Raw genomic sequence first — 21,822 nt, 5'->3', positions numbered from 1 at the left:
GGAAGCGGAAATGTCACTGCGCTATGCAATTCTTGGATTTCTCAGTTCTACGCCCTCCACAGGCTACGATCTTGGGCGCGCGTTCTCGCTTGGCGCCGGCGCCTATTGGGAGGCATCGACGAGCCAGATCTATCCCGAACTGCGTCGGTTGGAGGAAGAGGGGCTGATCGAGGGAAAAGTCTCTGCTTCCGATCGGCTGAATCGCTGCGTTTATCGTTTAACAGGGGTCGGAAAAGACGCGCTGAAACGATGGGTCGAATCGGAAGTCGATTATCCGCCCAGGCGTGATCCTGAGCGCATTCAACTGCTGTTCTTGGATGAATCAGATCGGGACACGATACGTCAGCATCTTGAACGGCACCGTGCTCACTACGAGCGTGTTCTTGCGGCGTGCCGCATCATCCAGCAATCGATACTCGATCGTACACATCCCCGTCTCAAGGATCGATTGGCCAGCCACGACCGCAGAGAGTGGAAACTGATTATCGGTCTCAAGCGGCTGGTGAACGACGGCGACATCGGCCGGGCCGAGTTGGAGCTTCGATGGTGCAAGCAGGCTCTCGAGTGGTTGGACAGCCTGAGCCCTCAGGAGATTCCATCAAAGCCTAAGCCGGCAGGACGGGTCGCTATCGGGAAGCGCCGCAAGGCCGAGAAAAAAGCCATTCGCGCTTGATGCCTTGCGATCAATCCGCGAATTCGATCTGGTCAGGACGTAAGAGTCATGCATAAAGCGATTGTTCATTCGGGTATCGTGTCCTCGGGGCAGGAGCCGCCAAGCCAATACGATCGGCCGCCGACTTTCGATGGCTTTTTGGAGGAGCGCGATACAATCGTTCCTATGCGCGACGGCGTGCGGCTCAGCGTCGATGTGTACCGGCCGGACACAAGCGAGAAAGTGCCCGCGCTCCTCGCCTTCGCCGTTTATAACAAGGACGTGCAAGGGCCGGACGTCATGCAGGCGTTGTCGCCGCAGCCGGCATGGTCGCCGCTGTGGAGCGGCTGGCTCGAAGCAGGCGATACCAAGTTTCTCACGTCGCGAGGTTATGCGCATATCATCGGTGCGCCGCGTAACTTTGGCAAATCGGAGGGCGGCGGATCGCGCGAGTGGGACAGCTACGACTTGATCGAATGGATCGCGCAGCAGCCCTGGTGCGATGGCAATGTCGGCATGATCGGCATTTCCGGATTTGGCGCCGAGCAATTCAATGTCGCCAAGCAGAGGCCGCCGCACCTCAAGGCGATTTTTCCATTCGACCCGCGCGGCTCGTACGGAAAACTGGGAAGCTTCCGGGAAGAGTATCCGGGTGGCGTGTTGCACCTGTTTCGCTATCTGATCAGCCACAACATCGTGATGCATCAGAACAAGGGCCGGCCTGGCTCGTTGCCGCCGGACAAGGAGAAGCTGTGGCAAGAGGCCATGCGGAATCCCGACTACAAGATGTATCCGCATATCTACAACGTGTTGACCATGAAGGGTCAGCACATGCCGCAAATTTTCGATTTGCTGATCGATCCTTTCGACCGGGAGGAAACGGTCACACAGGCGGAGGCCGATTACGACAAGATCGACGTGCCGGCTTACACCGGCTCGGGATGGTATGGATACTCGTACAAAACGCATTTGAATGGCGCGCAAAGCTGGTTCGGCAACATCAAGTCGCCGAAGAAGCTCTTGCTGTGCGGTCCAGCTCACGTCGAGCGGCCCTTCCATGCCTTTCATCACGAAATCCTGCGCTGGTATGACCATTGGCTGAAAGGCATGGACACCGGCGTTATGTCGGACCCGCCGGTCAAGTTCTGGGTTATGGGCGCGAACGAATGGCGCTATGCCGATGATTGGCCGCTTCCCGAGACGCAGTGGACGCCGTTGTATCTCAAGAGCTGGGGGCGTTTGCAGTCGCAGGAGTTCGTGCGCTCGAGCGCCGGTGAGGATCAGGCGCCTGATGCCTTTGTGCAGATGCCGCTCACTCAGACGGTCGAGGTGCAAAAGTTGCGCTACATGACCGAGCCGCTTCCGCATGACGTGCTGATCGCGGGACCGGCGGTGCTCAACCTTTTCGCAGCGATAGACCAGGACGACACCAATTGGATCGTCAGCCTGAAGGATGTCGGCCCCGATCCGTCGGTTCAGACCGCGAAAGAGGGCGAACGATCCGTTCCCGTCGGCTTGCCGGAGCGCGAGGTGTCACGGGGCTGGCTGAAAGCGTCGCATCGCGCGGTGGACCCGAAGCGCTCGAAGCCCGGCAGGCCGTGGCATCCTTTGACGCGGGCGGCGCAGAAACCCGTGACGCCTGGCGAGGTCAATGAGTATGCGATCGAAATTCTGTCCTCAGCCAATCTGTTCAAGGCGGGGCACCGCATTTGCGTTGACATCATGGCGATGGATGTACCCTCCGGCGTCGGCGGCGCCACCAACGTGGAATACATCTCGTATCATCTGTGCAGCAGCAGGACGACGCTTCACAAAGTCTATCACGACGGGCAGCGGCCATCGCATCTACTGCTTCCGATCATTCCCTCCGGCTGACCTACTGGGACCGGAGGGCGTTACGTAAAGGCCGTCGTCTTTGGACTTTGAAAGCTTAGACGAACGACAATGACTGAAAGTCGCGCAATCAAAACGGATGATCCGCTTAGCGACGCGCTTTCTTCCATTCAAATGGAAAGCACGGTCCTGGCGATATTCGGGATGAGTGCTCCTTGGGCGATAGAGCATCCAAAGCTCGACGCGGTCATCAGTCACATCATCCTGGACGGTGAAACGTGGTGCTATGGCGATGAACTTCCGACAGTTCGGGTTAGAAAAGGCGATATAATCGTCTTTCCGCGAGGCAAAATCCACTACTTGGCATCGGAGCCAGGTCTGGCTGCCAAGCCGGTGGCATCGCTGCTTCATTCTGTAGGGCACTCCATATGGCGTACTGGTCATCAGTACACTCGGCCAATCCGCTTTTCGAGCGAGCAGGCAGGGAGCGACTGCATCATTCTGGATGTCGTTTCGGGAATTCACGAGTCGCGTCGAAACCCGCTTGTCGCATCGCTTCCGGGTCTATTGCATGTGCCCGCCGCTGATCACGGATTGCTTCCCGCGTTGGAATTGTTACTGGACATTATTGCTAGCGACGAATCATCGGCGATCCCCGGCTATGCGGCCGCCGCGGGCCGCATCGCAGATCTAGCGTTCATTCAGTCGGTCCGCGCGTTTCTCCGGACTCGCGCTCCGGAGGCGAGAGGCTGGTTATCCGGCTTGCTGCATCCCAAGATTGGGCGTGCTCTACAAGCTATCCATCGTAACCCAGGGGATAACTGGACGGTGGCGACGCTTGCGGCTCAAGCAAACATGTCACGAGCCCCATTCTCACGTGTTTTTTTTGATTGCGTTGGTCAAACGCCAATGCATTTCGTGACGGAATGGCGCATGTGCATCGCAGTACGACGATTGGGAGCAGGCGTTCCGATCGGGCTCGTGTCAGAAGAACTCGGGTATGCATCTCCGGTCACGTTTTCCCGCACATTCAGGCGCGTGATGGGTGTCAGTCCGAGCGATATGTGTATTCGACGGCAAATTGTCCGTGTTTGAAAATTGAGGATCGGAAAGTCTGGGCGTCAATCGCCGAAGTGTATTCATGAGGTCGTCAATATTTGACGTCGAGCGTTCGCGGTCGTGACGACGGCGATGCCAGATACGATTTGTGCAAGTGCAGCATTTGAGCATGCGCGCGCATACAAATATTGAGAACAACAAAAGTACGATCTGTGCCGAAGTCGATATTCTTGAGCATTCTGAACAATGCTGGCTCCCGATAAACTAGCAACCGGGTCAGGGGTTTATAATATCACGAAAGCGTCGCAACGCGCGCAACCCCCTGGGAAACGCATAGTGTGGGGGCATAATTATGAATTGCATAATGAGATTTGCAGCGGGCGCTTGTATTGCATCCGTCATGTCGGTGTGGACCGTCAGCTCAGCCGTCAGCATGGAGAAGTTCAGTCCAATGCTGCCGGGAGTGACCACCGGCGTTCCGGTGGGGGCGTTGCCTCCGAACGGTTGGTACTTCAACCTGTCTCTAAGCCCAAAATGGAGTTCACTAAAAGGTGATTCCGGAAGTAACGCCAGCATTCCGGCAGCGGGAGTTGGCCAACCGAAGTCCGTAACTTTCGGTGTATCTCCCCAACTGATGTGGGTTCCTGGCGTGGAATTTCTCGGGGCCAGGTATGCGGCGATGATTACCCAGCCGTTTACCTATCTGAAAACCTCGTATTCAGGCGGGAACCCGTCCGTAACGACGACTGCGATGTTCAACACGATCGTCACGCCGGTCATGTTGTCCTGGAATCTCGGCAATGGCTGGTTCATTGGATCCGGGGCGTCGATCTATATAAAGGACGGTACTTTTACTCATACCTACAACCGGTTCGCGTTCAATGGATCGGGATCGGGATCAGGACGCGAGCAAGTCGACGCCGATAGTTTTGCCAATAATTTCTGGACCTTTGAGCCGTACTTTGCGGTTAGCTATCTCGGCAACAACTGGAACATCACCTTAAACAACGTGCTCGACTTCAATACTAAGAACACGATTACAGGTTATCATTCAGGGACGACTTACTTCCTCGATGTTACGGCTGTGAAGCGTTCCGGACCGTGGCAGTTCGGCGTGATCGGCAACTTTATCCAGCAGATCGAGGATGACACCATCAACGGTGTGGTCGTGCCGGCCGGTGCGTTATACAATACCAACGGTGCTGGATCGAGGATCCAACACGTCAAGATCGGGCCGATGCTCGCCTATACCTTCCAGAACCACATGACGGTATCAGCAAAATATCTGCACGCGGTGCATACTGAGAACGACATGGGCGTGAACTTGTTCTGGCTTAACTTCTCGATGCCGCTTTCTGCGGGCAAGTCACGCTAGCGAATGTCGAAGCTCACGACCAAGTAGGTTTGGACTTGGCGAAGGGAGGCCGCTTATTCGGCCTCTCCTTTTCCGGCTGCGCTGAGTTGAAATTGTCCGGTTTTGGCAAACGCTGCCGGCCCGCCGGTTCAACGAAGCAAGCTCATTCGTGTAGACAGGTTCTGCCTACCCCGGAGAGTGATCTAGGACGCGCTACGGAACGCGACTCCTAACCTTTCCGGGCAGGACGGTTCGACTGCCGCTGGGCAACGTCGCCAAACTTTTCGATCACGCGGGTCGGCAGCGCGCGGGCCGACTGGGGCGGTAAGCCAAGGACCCGCAAGATCATTTCGGCGGCAGCGCCCTCAGAGTGGGCAGCCTTAGGATCGTCCAGCCGCTCCCTGATAGCGGTACCGACGATCGCCAACAAACTCGTCAGCAGCAGATCGGTGAGCTCCACATCAAAATGACCTTGCTCGATGCCGATGGCGACGTCCTTTCGAATGCCGCGCGAGATTTGGGTTCTGAAAGGACCTGTATTGACCATTGCCTCGGCGACGAGACGGCCCCATTCAGGGTCGGCGGCCGCGATATGAATGAAGTACTGAGTCGCCAGTGCGACGCGCTCGGCACCATTGGTAACGCCGCCGATGGCGTTGTCGACCTGATCGACGAGAGAGGCCGCGATCGCGTGCGCCACCGCGTCGACCAACTCGGCCTTGTCGCGGAAGTGATAATAGAAGGTGCCGTTGGCGACCTGAGCGATGGACGTAATCTGGCTGATCGCCGCGCCCTCGACGCCATGCTTGGCGAACGCCGTTACTGCGGCGTCCATGAGAAGCGCCTTCGTGCGGGCGCTCTTGTCCTGATCGGTGGCGATTGTTCTGAAGCGCTTGGTTCTCACCAAGTTCGAAGTCCTCTATTAGCCCAGTTTTCGAAGTCTATCACTCGCGGAAAGATTCGCTCGGAATGCGAGGTGGCCTATGCGATTGATTGCAGTCTCTGGGGTTATGCGCAAGCATTATGCTCGAACTGGTATTTATCCCGCAACGGAGGTGGACTGCCGTCCGCGGCGTGGGTGAATGCCGGTCGCGAGCGCCCGAGACGCTCGGCAATTGCCGTTCGAACTGGGGTGGCACGGGTGAAGTTGGGTCAATCTTAGAACAACAATATGAGGAGGAAGACCATGCGTTGTGTATCGTCGGCCTGTGGCGTGCGTTTATCTCTGTCGGCTCTTCTGTTGACGGCCTTGGCGATTGTTTTCGGTTTTGGGCAGGTTACGCATGCGCAGGAGCGCCATTTTCAACTGACGTCGCCGGCTTTCGGCGACAATGCCGTGATGGCGGTGAAATACGCCGGCAAGAATCCCGCCAATCCGAACTGTGTCGGCGAGAATGTGTCGCCTCCCTTGCAGTGGAGCAACGCGCCTCAGGGGACGCGCAGCTTCGCGCTGATCGTTCATGACCAAGAAGGGCGCAATGGCCTGGGCGTCACGCATTGGCTGGCTTATGGGATCGATGGCGCGGCCAACTCGCTCCCCGAAGGAGCGGGTACGGATGCGTCAGCCAAACTTGTCGGTGGCCGGAACGTGCTTGGCCAAAATGCCTATCTTGGACCGTGCCCGCCCAAAGGATCGGGGGCTCACCATTATGTTTTCACGCTGGTCGCGACGAAGCTGGAGCCGGGAGCGCTGCAGACCGGGTTGACGCAAACGCAGTTGCTCGAGGCAATCGGGTCGAACGCGATCGCGGCAACGGGCCTTGTTGGCCGCTTCGGTCATTGACCGCGAAAGCGGGAGGTTGAGCAAGCCGGGAAAGCATCTGTTGAAGGCCGATAATAGGACCATTTCTGCGCACCATCGACGCGGCTGCGGTGCCGTTGCGCCGCAGCCGCGTTGCCCGTCCGGGAGAGCGATAGAGATGTATTCCTCCGCCTGCCGAGCACCGGCATTTCACAAAACTGAGAAAGCTCTCAAAAAGTTTTGACAGTACTCTCAGTTTTTGCTTTCCTCCGGGCTACCGAGAAAAACACTGGCTGGTGAGGATCGTCATGGATGCAGGGCTGCTGCTTGATAATGCGCGCGTTCCCGCGCTCGGAGCGGGTGTGGCGGTTCGCGCCAATCCGGTGACCGGAGCCCCCGTAACAACGTTCGCCGCAGCCAAAGCGCAGGATGCCATCAGGGCCGTCGAGTCGTGTGCCAAGGCTTTTCCGGCCTGGTCCAAAACGGGTCCCAATGAGCGACGCGACATCTTGCTGAAGGCGGCTCAGTTGCTCGACGAGCGGGCGGAGACCTTTGTCGAAAGCATGATCGGCGAGACCGGCGCCTCCATGCCCTGGGTGCGGTTCAACGTGAAACTGGCGGCCGGGATGTTGCGTGAAGCCGCATCCATCACCACGCACATCAAGGGCGAGATCATTCCCGCCGACAAGCCCGGTTCGTACTCTTTCGCATTCCGGCGCCCTGTCGGCGTCATTCTGTCGATTGTGCCCTGGAATGCGCCGATCATTCTTGCGGTTCGCGCCTTCGGCACGGCGCTCGCCTGCGGCAACACCGTCGTCTTGAAGGCGTCGGAGAACAGCCCGGGCACGCAGTTTCTGCTCGCCCAATTGATGATCGACGCCGGCCTGCCGCCCGGGGTGATGAATTTCATCACGCACACGCGCGAGGACGCGCCCGAAGTGGTCGAGGCCATTGTCGCTCATCCCGCGGTGCACCGCGTGAACTTCACCGGCTCCACGGCTGTCGGCCGCGTTGTCGCTGCGTTGGGCGCCAAGTATCTCAAGCCGGTCCTCCTGGAGCTGGGCGGCAAGGCGCCGCTTTTGGTGCTGGAAGATGCGGATATCGATAACGCCGTGCGCGCGGCGGCCTTTGGCGCCTATATGCACCAAGGCCAGATTTGTATGTCGACCGAACGGCTCGTGCTCGACAGCAAGATCGCCGATGAGTTCGCCGCGAAGATGAAGAAGAAAGTCGAGTCGCTCAGCGCCGGCGATCCGATGAAATCGAACGCGCCTCTCGGGGCGTTGATCAGCAAAGAGGCGGCGCAGCGGGTCGATCGATTGATCGACGATGCCGTCAGCAAAGGCGCTGAGGCGCTCGTTCGCGGCGCGGTCGAGGGTGCGATCATGCAGCCGACGCTGCTCGACAAGGTCACGCCGGAGATGAAGATCTATTACGAGGAGTCGTTCGGTCCTGTGACCTGCATGGTGCGGGTGAACGGCGTTGAAGAGGCGATCCGGGTCGCCAATGACACTGAATATGGCTTGAAAGCGGGGATCTTCTCGCGCGATGTCAAAGGGGCGCTGGAGATTGCGCGACGCCTCGAGTTCGGCTGCTGCCACATCAATGGACCGACCGTTTACGACGAAGCGCAGATGCCGCTCGGCGGGATGAAGGCGAGCGGCTATGGCCGTTTCGGCGGTCACGCCGGAATCAATGAATTCACGGAAATGCACTGGGTCAGCGTCGAAGACCCGGACCAGCACTATCCGATCTGATTGATCGCATCATTCGCCGCGGGGCCCAGGGTCCGGCGTGCAGCAGCATATGCAAGGTAGGAAGTACGATGGCTAACGAATATGACGTGATTGTTGTCGGGTCGGGGCACAACGGTCTCACCACGGCGGCATATCTGGCGAAAGCTGGCCAGAAAGTGCTCATCCTCGAGCGCAACAACTGGTTTGGTGGCGGTGTTGTCACCCAGGAAATTCTGGAGCCCGGCTTCAAGTTCGATGTGCATTCCTCGCTGCACGTCAACATCCAGGCCAACCCGTTGATCCTCAACGACGAGCTCAAGCTGCTGTCGAAGCATGGCCTGAAGTATCTCTACCCCGACGCCGTTTACTCCACGATCTTCGACGATCAGACCAGCCTGATCACCTACAAGGACGTGGACCGGACCTGTCAGTCGATCGCCAAGATCTCACCGCGCGACGCCGAGGCCTATCGCCGGTTCGCCGAGATGAGCATGAAGGTCGTGCCGCTCGTGACGCAAAGCTTGTTCGTGCCGTCGCCGCCGCAGGGGCAGTTCTTCGCGCTGCTCGACCAAAGCCCGGAAGGGCAGGAGATTTTCCGCGCGTTGATGCAGAGCAAGCTCGACATTTGCCGCGAGTGGTTCGAGAGCGACAAGCTCATCATCCATCTGCTCAAGTTCTCGGCCGAGACCTTGACCGCGCCCGAAGACAAAGGGACGGGCTTCATCCTCTATACGATGCCCGGCATGGTGCACACTTATCCGATCGGCGTTCCGATCGGCGGCAGCGGCGCGCTGGTGACGGCGCTGATCAATTGCTTGAACAGCTATGGCGCCGAAATGCGCAAGGAGACCGAGGTCGAGAAGGTGCTCGTCCAGGGCGGCCGCGCCGTCGGCGTCCGCCTCAAAGGCGGCGAAACGATCAAGGCTAAAAACGCCGTGATCGGCCAGATCCATCCTTGGCTGATCGGTGATATGGTCGAAACCGTCGATCCCGGCATCGCCGCGCGCGCCCGCCGCGTTCAGACCGGCTCCTTCTGCATCGCGCCGTTGCATCTCGCTCTCAAAGAGCCGCCGAAGTACAAGGCCGGCGACGATGCGGGCCGCGTCATCCTCGCAAACTATACGCCGTCGACGCTGGAGCGTTTCCTGCGGCTGTTCGACAATTTCCGCTATGGCGATGTCTGGGCACCCGGATCGACGGACTGCACCATGGCTTCGCACATGCAGTGCCAGTTCGACCCGACTCAGGTGCCGGAGGGACGTGCTGCGATTACGGTCTATGGCTTCTCGCCGTTCGATCTGCGCGAGGGTGGCTCCGAGGCTTGGGACGAGCGCGGCGAAGAGATCGGAAACTGGTTCCTGGAGCGCTATCGCGAGTACACGACCAACATCACCGACGCCAACATTCTGGGCAAACGGTTCGACACGCCGCTTGAGATCTCACGCCACTCGCCGATGTTCCAGCGCGGCGACGTCAGCGGCGCCGGCGAGTACCTGCATCAGATCGGTGCTCACCGGCCGACGCCGGAGCTCGGCAAGCTCAAGGTTCCGGGCATCGACCGTCTGTATCTCACCGGCACGGCGATCAATGTATCGAGCGTGAGCGGCGCAGGGCGCGCGACGGCGATCAAGGCGTGCGAGGATCTCGGCATCAACTTCGATAAGCTGATCGGGTAGGGCATCAATGAAGTTTCTCACGCCTGAGCGCTCGGAACTCATCGTCATCACCGCCGTCGACAAGCATCCGGACGGGCTGGTCATCAGCGGCAAGATCATGGGCGCGATGCCGATGAAGGCGGTGCTGACGCCGGCGCAGTTGCGCGCCGGCTTCAAGTTCCTGTCTCCAAAACTTGTGTTCACGGTGATCGGAATGTTGTTTCGTCGTTGAGCGGGTCGCAAGTCATGAATTTTGCCCTGCAACTGCCACGTCTTGTCGCCGGGGCCGGAGCGCTTGCGACGCTTGCCGACGAATTGTCTCATCTCGGAATTGCCAAGCCCTTGGTCGTGACCGACGCCGGCCTCGTCCGAGCCGGTCACCTGGATCGCGTCAAACACGTTCTCGCGGGCGAGCTTCCGTTCGCGGTGTTTGCTGACGTGCCGGAGAACCCGACCTTCCAGGGGGCGGACGAGGCTCTCAGGTGCTACCGAAAGGACGGCTGCGACGCCGTCATTGCGCTCGGTGGCGGATCGGTGATCGACACGGCCAAATTCGTCGCGGTGCTGGCGACGCATCCGGGCGCTATCATCGATTATCTCGGGCCCCAGTCGGACAAGATCAGTGCCCAGACTGCGCCGGTCGTTGTCATTTCGACCACCGCCGGCACTGGATCGGATGCGTCTCCTGATGCCGGCATCCATCCTGACGCGGTCACGATGTCGAGCGGTATCACGACGCGCTATATCGTTCCCAAGCTGGCCGTTTGCGATCCAGAACTCACGCGCTCTCTGCCTCCGCGCCTGACCGCCGCCACGGGGCTCGATGCCCTGTCGCATTGCGTGGAGGGCTATCTTTCAGAGACGGTCAATCCGCTCGCCGACGTGCTCGCGCTCGACGGCATGCGGCGCGTGTGGACGAATGTCGAAAAGGCGACGCGCAACGGCGACGATCTCGACGCGCGCCTCCAGATGCTGATCGGTTCGTTCGAGGGCGGCGTTGCGATCGGCAAGGGGCTCGGTCCGGCGCATGCGATCGCTATCGGCTGTGGCGATCAGGGGCTGCACCACGGCGTGTTAAGCGCGCTCGGGCTGGTCGCGAGCCTCGCATTTCTGCGCGACAAGGTGCCCGCGAAAATCAAGGATGTCGAGCGTGCGCTCGATCTGCCGGACGGAGTTGCCGCGCACGAGGCGCTTCGCGCGATGATGCAGCGGTTGTCCCTGCCGACGACCTTGCGGCAATTGGGCTACACGTTAAACTCGATGGAAGCGCTGAGCGAAAGCTGCGCATCCAGTCACTTTAACTTCACCAGTCCTTATAAGCCAAACGCGACAGAATTTAAGTCGATGGTCGATAGCATTCTCGGCTGAATAAACGAAGAAGGTGCGACGAAACGAGCAGAAACAGAAAGCGCCTGCGCATCAATGACGCGGGCCAATAAGGAGGAGGAAACGAAAATGAGCATGCGATCTTGGTCACGCAGAACGTTCTATGGAATTGCGACGCTCGCGGTTCTGACCGGAGGCCTCGCCGCGGGAGCGGCCAATGCCGCCGATGAGATCGTCATCGGCGCGTCGCTGCCGCTGAGCGGGCCACTGGCGGGCTTCGGCTCCTATACGCAGTGGGGCTACAAACGCGCTGTCGACGAGGTGAATCGGGCCGGCGGCATCACCGTCGACGGCAAGAAGACCAAGGTCAAGCTGATCATCCGCGACGACAAGACCGATCCCAATGTCACGGCCTCCAATACGGAAACGCTGATCGGCCGCGACGGCGCCATCGCGATGCTCGGCTCCTGCACGCCGCCGCTGGTCAATGCCGGGGCGCTGGTCGCCGAGCGACGGAAAATTCCGCTGGTCACGGCGTGCGCACCGCTCGAATCGTTCAAGGCAGCGCACAAGTGGACCTATGCCTGGGACCTGTTCTTCCACGAACCGGATCTTGCGTCGGCGCCCTTCAAGATGCTGAAGGATCTGGGCGTCGAGACCAACAAGAAGATCGCTATCCTCCATGAGAACGGGCCCGACGGCCAGGTGGTGGGCGGTAAGGTGTGGCCGGGCCTCGCCAAGGAATTCGGCTACGAGGTCGTACAAACCACGTCGTTCCCGCTCGACAGCACGCAGTTCAGCTCGGCCATCGCTCAGGCCAAAAGCAAGAATGCGGAGATCGTTCTGGTCATGGCGATTACGCCGCAAGCGGTGGCCATCCGCAAGCAAATGGCGGCGGCCGGCTATACGCCGAAGATGATGGTGATCGAAAAAGGCGCCGAGCCGGCGCAGTTTGGCGAAGCGGTCGGCAAGTTGGCCGAGGGCGTTCTGGTCGGCGGTTACTGGGACCCGAGCTTCCCCTTCCCCGGCGCGGCCGACCTGGCCAAGGCGTTCGAAAGCGAGACGAAGCAGACCTCGAGCCAGCACATCGCGGATTCCTATGCGGCCGCGCAAATTCTGCTCGATGCCATCGCCGTGGCAGGTTCGACCAACGCCGACAAGGTGAATGCGGCGATTGCCAAGACCGACAAGACCTACGTCGTCGGGCCGATCAAGTTCGATGAGAACCATACGGCGAAGCTGCCGATGGTCGAGATGCAGTGGCAGGGCGGCAAGCAGGTTATCGTTTGGCCCAAGGCGAAGGCGACGGCCAAATTTCTGTTTCCTGTTCCCTGACGGCGTGATCGATTGTGCCCGGTTTTGACATCATTGCGAGCAGCGTGGCGTCAGGGTTCCTTCTCGGAGGAACCCTGGCGCTGACCGCGCTCGGCCTGTCGATCGTGCTTGGTGTCATGCGGCTGGTGAACCTGGCGCATGGTATCTTCCTGATTGCCGGCGCCTATGCCGGATTCTTCCTGCAGCAGGCTTTGGGCCTTGATCCTTTCGTGACGCTGATCGTGGTTGCTGTCGTGATCGGCGCCGCGGCGCTGCCGGTGCAGCGCTATCTGCTGGAGCCGTTGGCGAAATACGGCGCAGAGGCGCCGATGATGACCACCTTTGGTCTCGCTATCGTTCTCGAAAATCTCTTTCTGCTGAAATTCAGCGCGGACACCCGCTCGATCGAAACCAGTGCGGCGGCCGTACCGCTGCAGATCGGACCGATCTCCGTTCCGTTGATCTATCTCATCTGCTTCGCCGTGTCGGTATGCATCATTCTGGCGGTGCATCTCGTTGTCGTGCGGTCGAGTTTCGGGCGCGATCTGCGGGCGAGCGCGATCGATCCAGGCGCGGCCGCGGTCGTCGGCGTCGATGTTCGCCGCGTCCATACGCTGACCTTTGCGCTCGGCGCGGCCTGTGCGGGCGTCGGTGGAACGCTCATCGGCGTTTTGTTCTCTTTCACGCCGGCGAGCGGCGCCAACTATCTATTGACCGATTTCACCATCGTCGTGCTCGGCGGCATGGGCAATATTCTCGGCACGCTGGTCGGCGGGATCGTGCTGGGCGTGCTCCAAAGCGTCGCGGGCATTGTCCTCGGTGACGGCTACCGCGACCTCATCGGGCTTGTTGTGTTTCTTGCCATGCTCGCTGTCCGCCCGCGCGGGCTTCTCAAGGGTCACGCAGCGTGATGGCGGGGCAGGGTAGCCTGATGGAGCGCGTCGGCGCCGTGCTTGGGGTGGTGGTTATCGTCGGCATTTTTGCCGTCGGCGCACTGTTTCCGCATCTGCTGAGCGACTATGCGATGCAGATCGGTTTTCGGACGATGCTCTATATCGTGCTCGCCGAAGCGTGGAACCTGCTGGCGGGCTATTGCGGGCTGGTGTCGCTCGGCAGCGCGTCCTTCGTCGGCATCGGCGCCTATGTGCTTGTCGGCCTGCTGAATGCCACGGGAATGCCCATTGGTCTTGCCGTGGTGCTGGGGGCAGGGGCTGGCGCCTTGCTCGCGGCGCTCGTTTCACCGGCCGTGTTCCGAATGCGGGGGCTGTATTTCACTGTGGGGACACTCGCTTTGGGCGAAGCGATGCGTCTCATGATGGTCAACGCACCCTGGTTTGGCGGCGCGACCGGCCTGTTCCTTCGTGTCGACTGGGCGTCGTCTTATGCCTTGTATCTCTACGCGCTGGTCTTGCTGCTGTTCACCGAGATCGTCCTGTCGGTCGCGACGCATTCGCGGCTGTCGATCCTGATGCGGGCCGTGCGTGACGACGAAGACGCGGCCGCCCAACTCGGCGTCCGCACCTACCGCGTGAAGCTGTTCACCTTCATGGCGGCGAGTTTCCTGATGGGCGCGGTCGGCGCGTTGCAGGCCTATAAGCTGGCCGCGATCGAGCCGTACGGGATGTTCGGATTGCAGTGGTCGGTCGACGTGCTGGCGATGGTGATCATCGGAGGCATGGGGCTGCGCTATGGCCCGGTCTTTGGCGCCATCCTGGTGGTCGCACTCGGCGAATTGTTGGCCGATTATCCCGAGCTGCATGTCGCAATCACCGGCCTCATTCTGATCGTTCTGGTGCGATTTGCGCCGAAGGGTCTCGTCGGGCTTGCCGGACAGGCGCGGGCATGGTTCGCGGGGCGTAGTTCGGGCGCGGGGTTGGCATGAGTACGAGCAAGCCGCCCGCCGACAGCTTCATCATCGAGACGCGCGGTATCACCAAGCGCTACGGCGGCATCACCGCGATCGATAATGTCGATTTGGCGATCCCCCGCGGCGAGGTCTTTGGCATTATTGGCCCGAACGGTGCCGGCAAGTCGACGCTGGTTGGCCTGATCGGCGGCGCGCTCCCGCCGTCCGGCGGCAGCGTTCTCTACGGCGGCGTCGACATTACCAGGCTCCCGGCGGCGGAGCGGGCAAGACGCGGCATCGGCCGCACCTATCAGATCCCGCGGCCGTTCCTCGACATGACCGTTGCCGAGAATCTGCAAGTACCTTTGTATTCGGCCAATCCGCTGATTTCCCGCCGTCACGCCGAAGAGATTGTCGAGGAAAATTTGCTGCGCACCGGGCTTGCGGATGCGACAAAGCAAACCGCCCGGAGCCTTACACTGCTGCGCCGCAAGCGCCTTGAGCTTGCGCGCGCACTGATGCTGAAGCCCCAGGTTCTGTTACTTGATGAGGTTGGCGCCGGCCTTGTCGAATCCGAAGTCACCGAGCTTATCGACCTCATTCATTCGATCGCCGACGGCCAGACGTCGATCTTGATTGTTGAGCACGTCATCCGGGTCGTGCGTGAGTGCTGCCGCCGCGTGGCGGTCATCCACGTCGGCAGCAAATTCGCCGAAGGCCAGACAAAAGATGTCTTGGCGGATAAGGACGTTGCCGCCATCTACCTCGGCACGACGCACGGGGCAGGCAAGGCTGAGGTCCGCGGGGATGTCGAGCAGACAAGCCCGCCCGTGGCAATGCGGGCCTCGTCCGAAGTCCTGCTGCGCCTTGACGGTTTAACGGCGGGTTACGGCCAGGCCCGCGTGCTGAACGGAATCGATCTCGACGTCAGGGCCGGAGAAGCCGTCGCCATTCTGGGCACCAACGGCGCTGGAAAGACGACCTTGGCCAACGCGATTTCCGGCACCGTCGCCGTGACCGGGGGCAGTATCCGGTTCAATGGAAATGACGTCACGGCGCTGCCGAGCCATTTGCGCATGCAGTGCGGCATCGCTCATTGCATGGAAGGGCGCCGTATCTTTTCCACTCTGTCGGTCGAAGAGAATCTGCTCATTGCCGCGCGCGGCGTTGACGCCGCCGAGCGGCAACGTCGCCTTGACCGGATGTACGGCTTGTTTCCGGATTTGCATGAGCGCCGCGACAATCCGGGAACGGCGCTGTCCGGAGGCCAGCAGCAAATGTTGGCCATTGGTCGCAGCCTGATGTCCGATCCGAAGCTGATTATCTTCGATGAGATCAGCCTGGGGCTCGCTCCGGTCGTCATGGACCTTCTCTATAAGACCTTGGGAGAGTTGCGGGCCGCCGGCCTCACGATGCTGATCATCGAACAGGACGTGGAGCGGGCGATCGACATTGCGGATCGTGCATGCGTCCTGGAGCATGGTCGCATAGCCCTGTCGGGGGAGGCGTCGTTGATCCGGTCCGATGCGCGCCTGCGGCAGCTCTATCTCGGCGAAACCCAGTGATTGGTGCCGCCGGGGCTCTCGTTCTCGTTTGGAGAAGGGATTTTCAGAAATCCGAGACGCGGCCGGCCCTGCCGCCGCTGAACCGGTCGAAGCTGTAATAAGACGGGTCGACAAGCGGCGTGCGGCCCGTCACCAGATCGGCGATGAGATGTCCGGCGCCCGGACCGATGCCGAAGCCATGGCCGCTGAAGCCCGCCGCCAGGATGAATCCCGGTCTACCCGCGACCTCGCCAATGACGGGAATGCCGTCGGGTGTGCTGTCGATGTAGCCTGCCCAGTGCGCGGCCATCGTTGTTTGTCTGAATGCGGGGAAGAGTTGACAGGCGCGGCGATAGGTTTCGTCGATCTGTTTCCGGTCCGGTACGGGATCGAGAATCCTGTTGGCTTCCATCGGCGTCGGCCGGTCGAGCTGCCACGTCGCCAGGGTCTCGTGTCCGGCCCGCCAGCCGGTGAGGTCGCCGGGCGCGAGGCTCGCCCAGCGCTTGGCGAACATCGGAATGAACTCCCGCGAGAATCGCAATTGCTGAAGCGTTGGATCGACGCGCGCCTTACCGCTGATCGCGAGCGTATAGGAGCCGTCGCCGCGTTTGGTGATCGAAACGTCCGCGGTGTGCAGCGCATCCGGCAGCGTTTCGCCGGGCGCCGTGACTGACAGGATCGAAGCACGCACCGAAGCTTGCGGGAAGCGGATGCCGTATTGCCGGCAGAACGACGAGGCCCAGGCGCCGCCCGCCATCACCACGGTCCTGGTGCGGATCGTGCCCGCCTCGGTGACCACGCCGCTGACGCGGCCGCCTTCGAACTCCAGTCCGCGCGCCGCGCACATCTCGTGCACGCTGCCGCCGACTCTCATGATCGCGCGCGCCACCGCCGGCACCGCACGCGAGGGATCGGCTGTGCCGTCGCTCGGCGAGAACACGCCGCCTTTCCAGCGCTTCCCGGTGGCGCTGCCGCGCGCGCTCGCCTCGTCGGCGCTGAGCATATGCGTGGTGACGCCCTGTCCGCGCGCAAAATCGCGCCAGGCGCTCCAGCGCGCCAGCTCCGCCTCGTCATTGCTGAGATAGAACAGACCGCAGCGGCGAAAGCCGGTCTCCTCGCCGCTCTCCTGGCCGAAGCGGTCCCACAGATCGAGGCTCGCCGTAGCGAGCGGCAGCTCCCGCTCGTCGCGATTCTGTTGCCGGCACCAGCCCCAGTTGCGGCTCGATTGCTCGGCGCCGACACGGCCTTTTTCGACCAGTGCGACGCTGACCCCCCGCTGCGCCAGGTAATAGGCAGCGAAGGCTCCGACCACCCCGGCGCCGATGACCACGACATCCGCGGAAGCTGGAAGCTTTTGAGAGCACTGGATTTTCTGAAGCGGTGCAGACAAGGGAGGACCTCTGCGGCAAATGTAGCGCGGAGTATGGTGGCGAAGGCGCCGGATACGGCTGCCCGGCAGTATTTCATGCGGCAATCTTGCGCGGCGGCCACCAAATCTTCCGGCGAGGGGATCGCCAACGCTTCGCACGGTGCCGGTTAGCCATGTTTCAGGGCCATTCCGGGCCGGTGGCAGCGATTTTGCAGCAACATGCTATGGTGTCGGCGCTCTGTGCCGGGCAGCATTTTATTTGGCGGACCATGAAACTGGATCGTATCGACATCAAGATCCTCAACGAGCTGCAGAAGAACGGCCGTATCACCAATGTCGAGTTGGCCGAGCTCGTCAATTTGTCGCCCAGCCCTTGCCTGATGCGGGTGAAGAAGCTTCAGGAAGAGGGTTACATTCTCGGTTACGCGGGCCTGATCAACGTTGCCAAACTTGGCCAGACGCTGACCGTCTTCACCGAAATTACCCTGAAGAACCACCGCCAGGCCGACTTCGCGCGCTTCCTCGCCGCGATCGAGAAAGTCCATTCCGTGGTCGAGTGTCACCTCGTTTCCGGCGGCTACGACTATCTCGTCAAATTTGTCACCTCGGGCATCGAGGACTATCAGCAGACCATGGAGCGTCTGATCGATCTCGATGTCGGGATCGATAAGTACTTCAGCTTTGTCGTCCTGAAGACGCCGATCGCCAAGGCTCAGTTGCCATTGACCAAGCTGTTCCCGGCTTCTTAGAGCATGATCCCGAAAAGTGGAAACCGGTTTTCGGAAAAGATCATGCTCAAACAAAAAGCTAGACCATGATCAGATTCGATCCAGATGGATCATGGTCTAGCGCCGCCGGATCTCAGCGTACCGCGTAAGCCTCGATCAGCGCCTCATCCTGCTTGAGGCTATCGAGCCAGCCTCGATCGAGTTTGGGCACCGAGTCGAACAGCAGCCGCGCATAGGGATGTCCGCCCGTTCGGCCGATCTTGTCCGGCGACGTCTGCTCGACCTTCTCGCCGGCATACATCACGGCGACGTCGTCGCAGATCGCCCGCACCGTCGATAGATCGTGGCTGATGAAGATGTAGGACAGCGCCAGTTCGCGCTGCAATTCCTTCAGAAGATCGATGATCGCCGCGGCCACCACCGTGTCGAGCGCCGAGGTGATCTCGTCGCACAAAATCAACTTGGGATCGGCGGCCAGTGCGCGCGCAAAATTGACGCGCTGCTTCTGTCCACCCGACAATTCCGACGGCCGCCGGCTACCGAGCGCGCGGGGCAGACGCACCATGTCGAGCAATTCGTCCACCCGCTTGGCGCGATCCCGCCGTGCCATGCCGTGATAAAATACAAGCGGGCGCTCCAGTATCTCGCTCACCGATTTGACTGGATTGAGTGCCGTATCCGCGGACTGGAACACGATCTGAACCTTGCGCAGTTCCTCGCGGCTGCGATGGCGCGCGTAAGGGGGTAGCGCTTTGCCTTCGAGTTTGATGTTACCGGTCACCGCGGGCAGTAGCCCGGCGATGGCGCGTGCCAGGGTCGACTTGCCGCAGCCGGACTCGCCGATGATGCCGAGATTGTGCCCGGCGGGCACGCGCAGATCGACGTGTTTGACGGCCAGTAACCGTGGCTGGCCGTTTTCTCCAAAGCCGCCATATCCGGCGTAGAGGTCGGCCACCTCGAGCAGCGGTTCTTTCGCTTCTTCCTTTACGTTCAGGCCCGTAAACAGGGCGGGTTCGACCGCGTCGATCAGCGCCTTGGTATAAGGATGGCTCGGGCTCTTGATGATCTGCTCGGTCGCTCCGGTTTCCTGGATCGCCCCGCCCTTCAGCACGACGATGCGATCGGCCATCTGCGCCACGACTGCGAGATCGTGCGAGACGTAAACGCCGGCGATTTTCTTGCCTTGCATGACCGCCTTGAAGGCGCGCAGGACCTCGATCTGCGTTGTAACATCGAGGGCCGTGGTCGGCTCGTCGAAGATGATCAGCTTCGGGTCGCCAATGAGGGCCATTGCCGCCGCCAGCCGCTGCAACTGGCCGCCCGACACCTGATGCGGGTAGCGGTCGCCGATCGTCTCCGGATGCGGCAATGCGAGAGCCTTGAACAGTTCGATGGCCTTGGCGCGCGCGTTGCGGGCCGGCATGAGATTATGGATGCGGACCACTTCGATGACCTGGTCCATGATCGTGTGGGCCGGGTTGAAGGCAGCCGCGGCGCTTTGCGGAATATAGGCGACCTCGACACCGCGAATGCGCGCGCATTCGCTTTCGTCGAGCTTGGCCATGTCGTGACTGCCGAGTCGCACCGAGCCGCCGCTGATACGGCAGTCAGGCCTGGTATAGCCCATAAGCGTCAGGGCGATCGTCGTCTTGCCGGAGCCGCTTTCGCCGATCAGTGCGACAATTTCGCCGTCGGCGATATCGAACGACACGTCATCGATAATCGACATGACGCGGCCGGCGTCCGTAACCGCCTCGACCCTCAGATTGCGGACTTCGACAAGGTTTGCCATCAGACACCCTGATCCCGGATTTTGCGGGGAAGGTTGTCGATCAGCAGGTTCACGCTGATGGTTAGCGTCGCGATGGCCAGCGACGGAAAGATAACGGCCGGGGCCGCGAGCGGCAGGCCGCCCAGGTTCTCACGCACCAGCGCGCCCCAATCGGCGAAAGGCGGTTGCACGCCGAGGCCGAGGAAGGACAGGCCGGATAGCAGAAGGACGATGAAGACGAAGCGCAGTCCGAAATCGGCCAGCACCGGCCCGGTGATGTTAGGCAGGATCTCCGAACGGACGAGGTAGCCGAGTCCTTCGCCGCGCGCCCGCGCCACGATAACATAATCCATTGCGTTGACGTTGACGGCGAGGGCGCGGGCAAAGCGAAAGCAGCCCGGTGTGTAGATGACGGCCAGAGTCAGAATGAGCACCGGGATCGATGAGCCCAGTCCGGCGACGACGACGAGGCCGAAAAGCTTGCTTGGAATGGAAATCAGTGCGTCCATCAGCCGGCTCATCACCGTGTCGATCCAGCCGCCGAGAACCGCGGCCATCATGCCGAGGGTAACACCCATGAAGCAGGCCAACGTGACGGCGGCGAGCGAAATTCCGACGGTATAGCGCGCGCCCATAAGAACGCGCGATAGCATGTCGCGTCCGAGATAGTCGGTTCCCATCCAGAACTTGGCCGACATTGGCGCAAAGAATTCGAAGTTGACGATCTTGCCGATCGGATAAGGGGCCAGCAGCGGCGCAAAGACAGCCACCAGCGCCCAGGCCAGAATGACCGCGAGCGAGATCAGCCCCACTTTGTTAAACCGATAGGAAGTTCGGCGACGTGTCGTCAGCGCATCCGTGGTCATGTTCTGAGCCTCGGATTGGACACGATGGCGATGATGTCGGCGACGGTGACCAGCACGAGATAGCCGACGCAAAAGATCATGGCGCAGGACTGGATAAGGGGTAGATCGCGCGTCGCCACGGCGTCGACCATGAGTTTGGCGACGCCCGGATAGCTGAAGATCGTCTCGACGATGATGACGCCGCCGAGCAGATAGGACAGCGACAGGGCGATCGCGTTGACGATCGGGCCGAGCGCGTTCGGCAAGGCATGCCACAGCACCTTGCGGCGGCGCGACGCGCCCTTGAGCATGGCCATTTCCACATAGGGCGTGTTCAGGGTCTCGATCACGGCCGCGCGCGTCATGCGGATCATCTGCGCCGACACGCCGAAAGTCAGCGTCATCACCGGCAGCGCGTAGATGCGCAACAAACCGCCGAAGGATTGGGTGTCGCTGACCAGCGAGAGCGCCGGCAGCCACCGCAGATAGACGGCGAAGACCAGGACAGCGAGGGTTGCTAGCAGAAATTCAGGAACCGAGATGATCGCAATGGTCGCGCCGGAAATGAACCGGTCGTAAAGCGTATCGCGATTGATGGCCGAGGTAATGCCGAGCGTCAGAGCCAGCGGCACGGCAACTGCAGTCGTCGCCGCCGCCAACTTCAGTGTGTTGGCGAGACGGTCGCCGATTAGGGTGGCGACCGACATATTGTTGGCATAGGAGCGGCCGAGATCGCCGGACGCCAGCCCGCCGAGCCATTTCATGAACTGAAAGATGGCCGGATCGTCGAGGTGCATCGCCTTGCGCAGACCGGCGACAGCCTCAGGCGTCGCCGCCTGGCCGAGCAGGATTTGCGCGACGTCTCCCGGCAACAGTGTTGTTGCCAGGAAAATCGTGAACGAGACGATGAGCAAAGTCACGACGGCCGACGCCAAACGCCAAGAAACCAGTCTGAGGATCTGGCGGTTCATCGGTACTCCTCAAGGCGCGGCCGTCCGGCCTCTACTGGACCTGCGGCCGCCGCGTTGGTCAAGCGGCGGCCGCAAGGG

At 60.8% G+C, this 21,822-nt stretch carries 19 protein-coding genes; 14 read left to right on the top strand and 5 right to left on the bottom strand.

Going from position 1 to position 21,822, the window contains the following annotated elements; genetic code table 11:
- Positions 1–10 precede the first annotated feature (10 nt).
- The 4 genes from E8Q40_RS20960 (at position 11) to E8Q40_RS20945 (ending at position 4,919) form a co-directional block, all read left to right on the top strand.
- A complete protein-coding gene (locus tag E8Q40_RS20960; RefSeq protein ID WP_137046350.1) occupies positions 11–673 on the top strand; it encodes a PadR family transcriptional regulator in 663 nt (220 codons plus the stop codon).
- A gap of 48 nt (positions 674–721) precedes the next feature.
- A complete protein-coding gene (locus tag E8Q40_RS20955) occupies positions 722–2,527 on the top strand; it encodes a CocE/NonD family hydrolase (RefSeq protein WP_137046349.1) in 1,806 nt (601 codons plus the stop codon).
- Positions 2,528–2,596: 69 nt separating this feature from the next.
- Positions 2,597–3,580: an AraC family transcriptional regulator gene (locus E8Q40_RS20950; RefSeq protein WP_137046348.1), complete on the top strand. Its 984-nt coding sequence runs from the start codon at positions 2,597–2,599 to the stop codon at positions 3,578–3,580.
- Between the two features lie 328 nt (positions 3,581–3,908).
- Positions 3,909–4,919 carry a transporter gene (locus E8Q40_RS20945; RefSeq protein ID WP_168197926.1) on the top strand — a complete coding sequence of 337 codons (1,011 nt, stop codon included), beginning with the start codon at positions 3,909–3,911 and terminating at the stop codon, positions 4,917–4,919.
- A gap of 208 nt (positions 4,920–5,127) precedes the next feature.
- Here E8Q40_RS20945 and E8Q40_RS20940 read toward each other — a convergent pair whose 3' ends face one another.
- Positions 5,128–5,802, bottom strand: a complete 675-nt coding sequence (locus E8Q40_RS20940) for a TetR/AcrR family transcriptional regulator (protein ID WP_246663122.1) — start codon at positions 5,800–5,802, stop codon at positions 5,128–5,130.
- A gap of 435 nt (positions 5,803–6,237) precedes the next feature.
- Here E8Q40_RS20940 and E8Q40_RS20935 point away from each other — a divergent pair, with 435 nt between their 5' ends.
- The 9 genes from E8Q40_RS20935 to E8Q40_RS20895 all read left to right on the top strand — a co-directional run bounded on the left by E8Q40_RS20935 (position 6,238) and on the right by E8Q40_RS20895 (position 16,081).
- A complete protein-coding gene (locus tag E8Q40_RS20935; RefSeq protein ID WP_205995616.1) occupies positions 6,238–6,681 on the top strand; it encodes a YbhB/YbcL family Raf kinase inhibitor-like protein in 444 nt (147 codons plus the stop codon).
- A gap of 266 nt (positions 6,682–6,947) precedes the next feature.
- Positions 6,948–8,396 (top strand): aldehyde dehydrogenase, encoded by a 1,449-nt coding sequence (locus tag E8Q40_RS20930; RefSeq protein WP_137046344.1) that lies wholly within the window; start codon positions 6,948–6,950, stop codon positions 8,394–8,396.
- A gap of 68 nt (positions 8,397–8,464) precedes the next feature.
- The gene (locus E8Q40_RS20925; protein ID WP_137046343.1) at positions 8,465–10,051 is read left to right on the top strand and encodes an NAD(P)/FAD-dependent oxidoreductase; all 1,587 of its coding nucleotides are present in this window, start codon (positions 8,465–8,467) and stop codon (positions 10,049–10,051) included.
- 7 nt (positions 10,052–10,058) lie between these two features.
- Positions 10,059–10,262, top strand: coding sequence for a hypothetical protein (locus tag E8Q40_RS20920; RefSeq protein WP_137046342.1), 204 nt, complete (start codon positions 10,059–10,061; stop codon positions 10,260–10,262).
- Positions 10,263–10,276: 14 nt separating this feature from the next.
- The gene (locus E8Q40_RS20915) at positions 10,277–11,398 is read left to right on the top strand and encodes an iron-containing alcohol dehydrogenase (RefSeq protein ID WP_137046341.1); all 1,122 of its coding nucleotides are present in this window, start codon (positions 10,277–10,279) and stop codon (positions 11,396–11,398) included.
- A gap of 87 nt (positions 11,399–11,485) precedes the next feature.
- Positions 11,486–12,691, top strand: coding sequence for an amino acid ABC transporter substrate-binding protein (locus E8Q40_RS20910; protein WP_137046340.1), 1,206 nt, complete (start codon positions 11,486–11,488; stop codon positions 12,689–12,691).
- Between the two features lie 44 nt (positions 12,692–12,735).
- Positions 12,736–13,581, top strand: coding sequence for a branched-chain amino acid ABC transporter permease (locus E8Q40_RS20905; RefSeq protein WP_168197925.1), 846 nt, complete (start codon positions 12,736–12,738; stop codon positions 13,579–13,581).
- Positions 13,581–14,552 (top strand): branched-chain amino acid ABC transporter permease, encoded by a 972-nt coding sequence (locus tag E8Q40_RS20900; RefSeq protein ID WP_137046338.1) that lies wholly within the window; start codon positions 13,581–13,583, stop codon positions 14,550–14,552. Before E8Q40_RS20905 ends, E8Q40_RS20900 begins: the two co-directional genes overlap by 1 nt.
- Positions 14,549–16,081, top strand: coding sequence for an ATP-binding cassette domain-containing protein (locus tag E8Q40_RS20895; protein ID WP_137046337.1), 1,533 nt, complete (start codon positions 14,549–14,551; stop codon positions 16,079–16,081). Before E8Q40_RS20900 ends, E8Q40_RS20895 begins: the two co-directional genes overlap by 4 nt.
- 43 nt (positions 16,082–16,124) lie before the next feature.
- Here E8Q40_RS20895 and E8Q40_RS20890 read toward each other — a convergent pair whose 3' ends face one another.
- The gene (locus E8Q40_RS20890) at positions 16,125–17,450 is read right to left on the bottom strand and encodes an FAD-binding oxidoreductase (RefSeq protein ID WP_137046336.1); all 1,326 of its coding nucleotides are present in this window, start codon (positions 17,448–17,450) and stop codon (positions 16,125–16,127) included.
- Between the two features lie 248 nt (positions 17,451–17,698).
- Between E8Q40_RS20890 and E8Q40_RS20885 the strand changes: the two genes are divergently transcribed.
- Complete coding sequence (locus E8Q40_RS20885) at positions 17,699–18,178, top strand: Lrp/AsnC family transcriptional regulator (protein ID WP_137046335.1); 480 nt, start codon at positions 17,699–17,701, stop codon at positions 18,176–18,178.
- 112 nt (positions 18,179–18,290) lie between these two features.
- On the opposite strand, the gene E8Q40_RS20880 is transcribed toward E8Q40_RS20885, so the two are convergent.
- From E8Q40_RS20880 to E8Q40_RS20870, 3 genes are read right to left on the bottom strand one after another with little or no spacing between them, the layout of a single operon-like run.
- Positions 18,291–19,949 (bottom strand): ABC transporter ATP-binding protein, encoded by a 1,659-nt coding sequence (locus E8Q40_RS20880; RefSeq protein WP_137046334.1) that lies wholly within the window; start codon positions 19,947–19,949, stop codon positions 18,291–18,293.
- Positions 19,949–20,794 carry an ABC transporter permease gene (locus E8Q40_RS20875; RefSeq protein ID WP_137046333.1) on the bottom strand — a complete coding sequence of 282 codons (846 nt, stop codon included), beginning with the start codon at positions 20,792–20,794 and terminating at the stop codon, positions 19,949–19,951. The genes E8Q40_RS20880 and E8Q40_RS20875 overlap by 1 nt, the downstream gene beginning before the upstream one ends.
- Entirely contained in the window at positions 20,791–21,744 is a 954-nt protein-coding gene (locus E8Q40_RS20870) for an ABC transporter permease (protein ID WP_137046332.1), read from the bottom strand. Before E8Q40_RS20870 ends, E8Q40_RS20875 begins: the two co-directional genes overlap by 4 nt.
- Between the last annotated feature and the right edge of the window lie 78 nt (positions 21,745–21,822).

The sequence above is a fragment of the Pseudolabrys sp. FHR47 genome (assembly GCF_005153485.1).
Lineage (GTDB): Bacteria > Pseudomonadota > Alphaproteobacteria > Rhizobiales > Xanthobacteraceae > Pseudolabrys.
The sequence above is the reverse complement of the archived record's forward strand: the minus strand, read 5'-3'. Positions and strand labels throughout refer to the sequence as shown.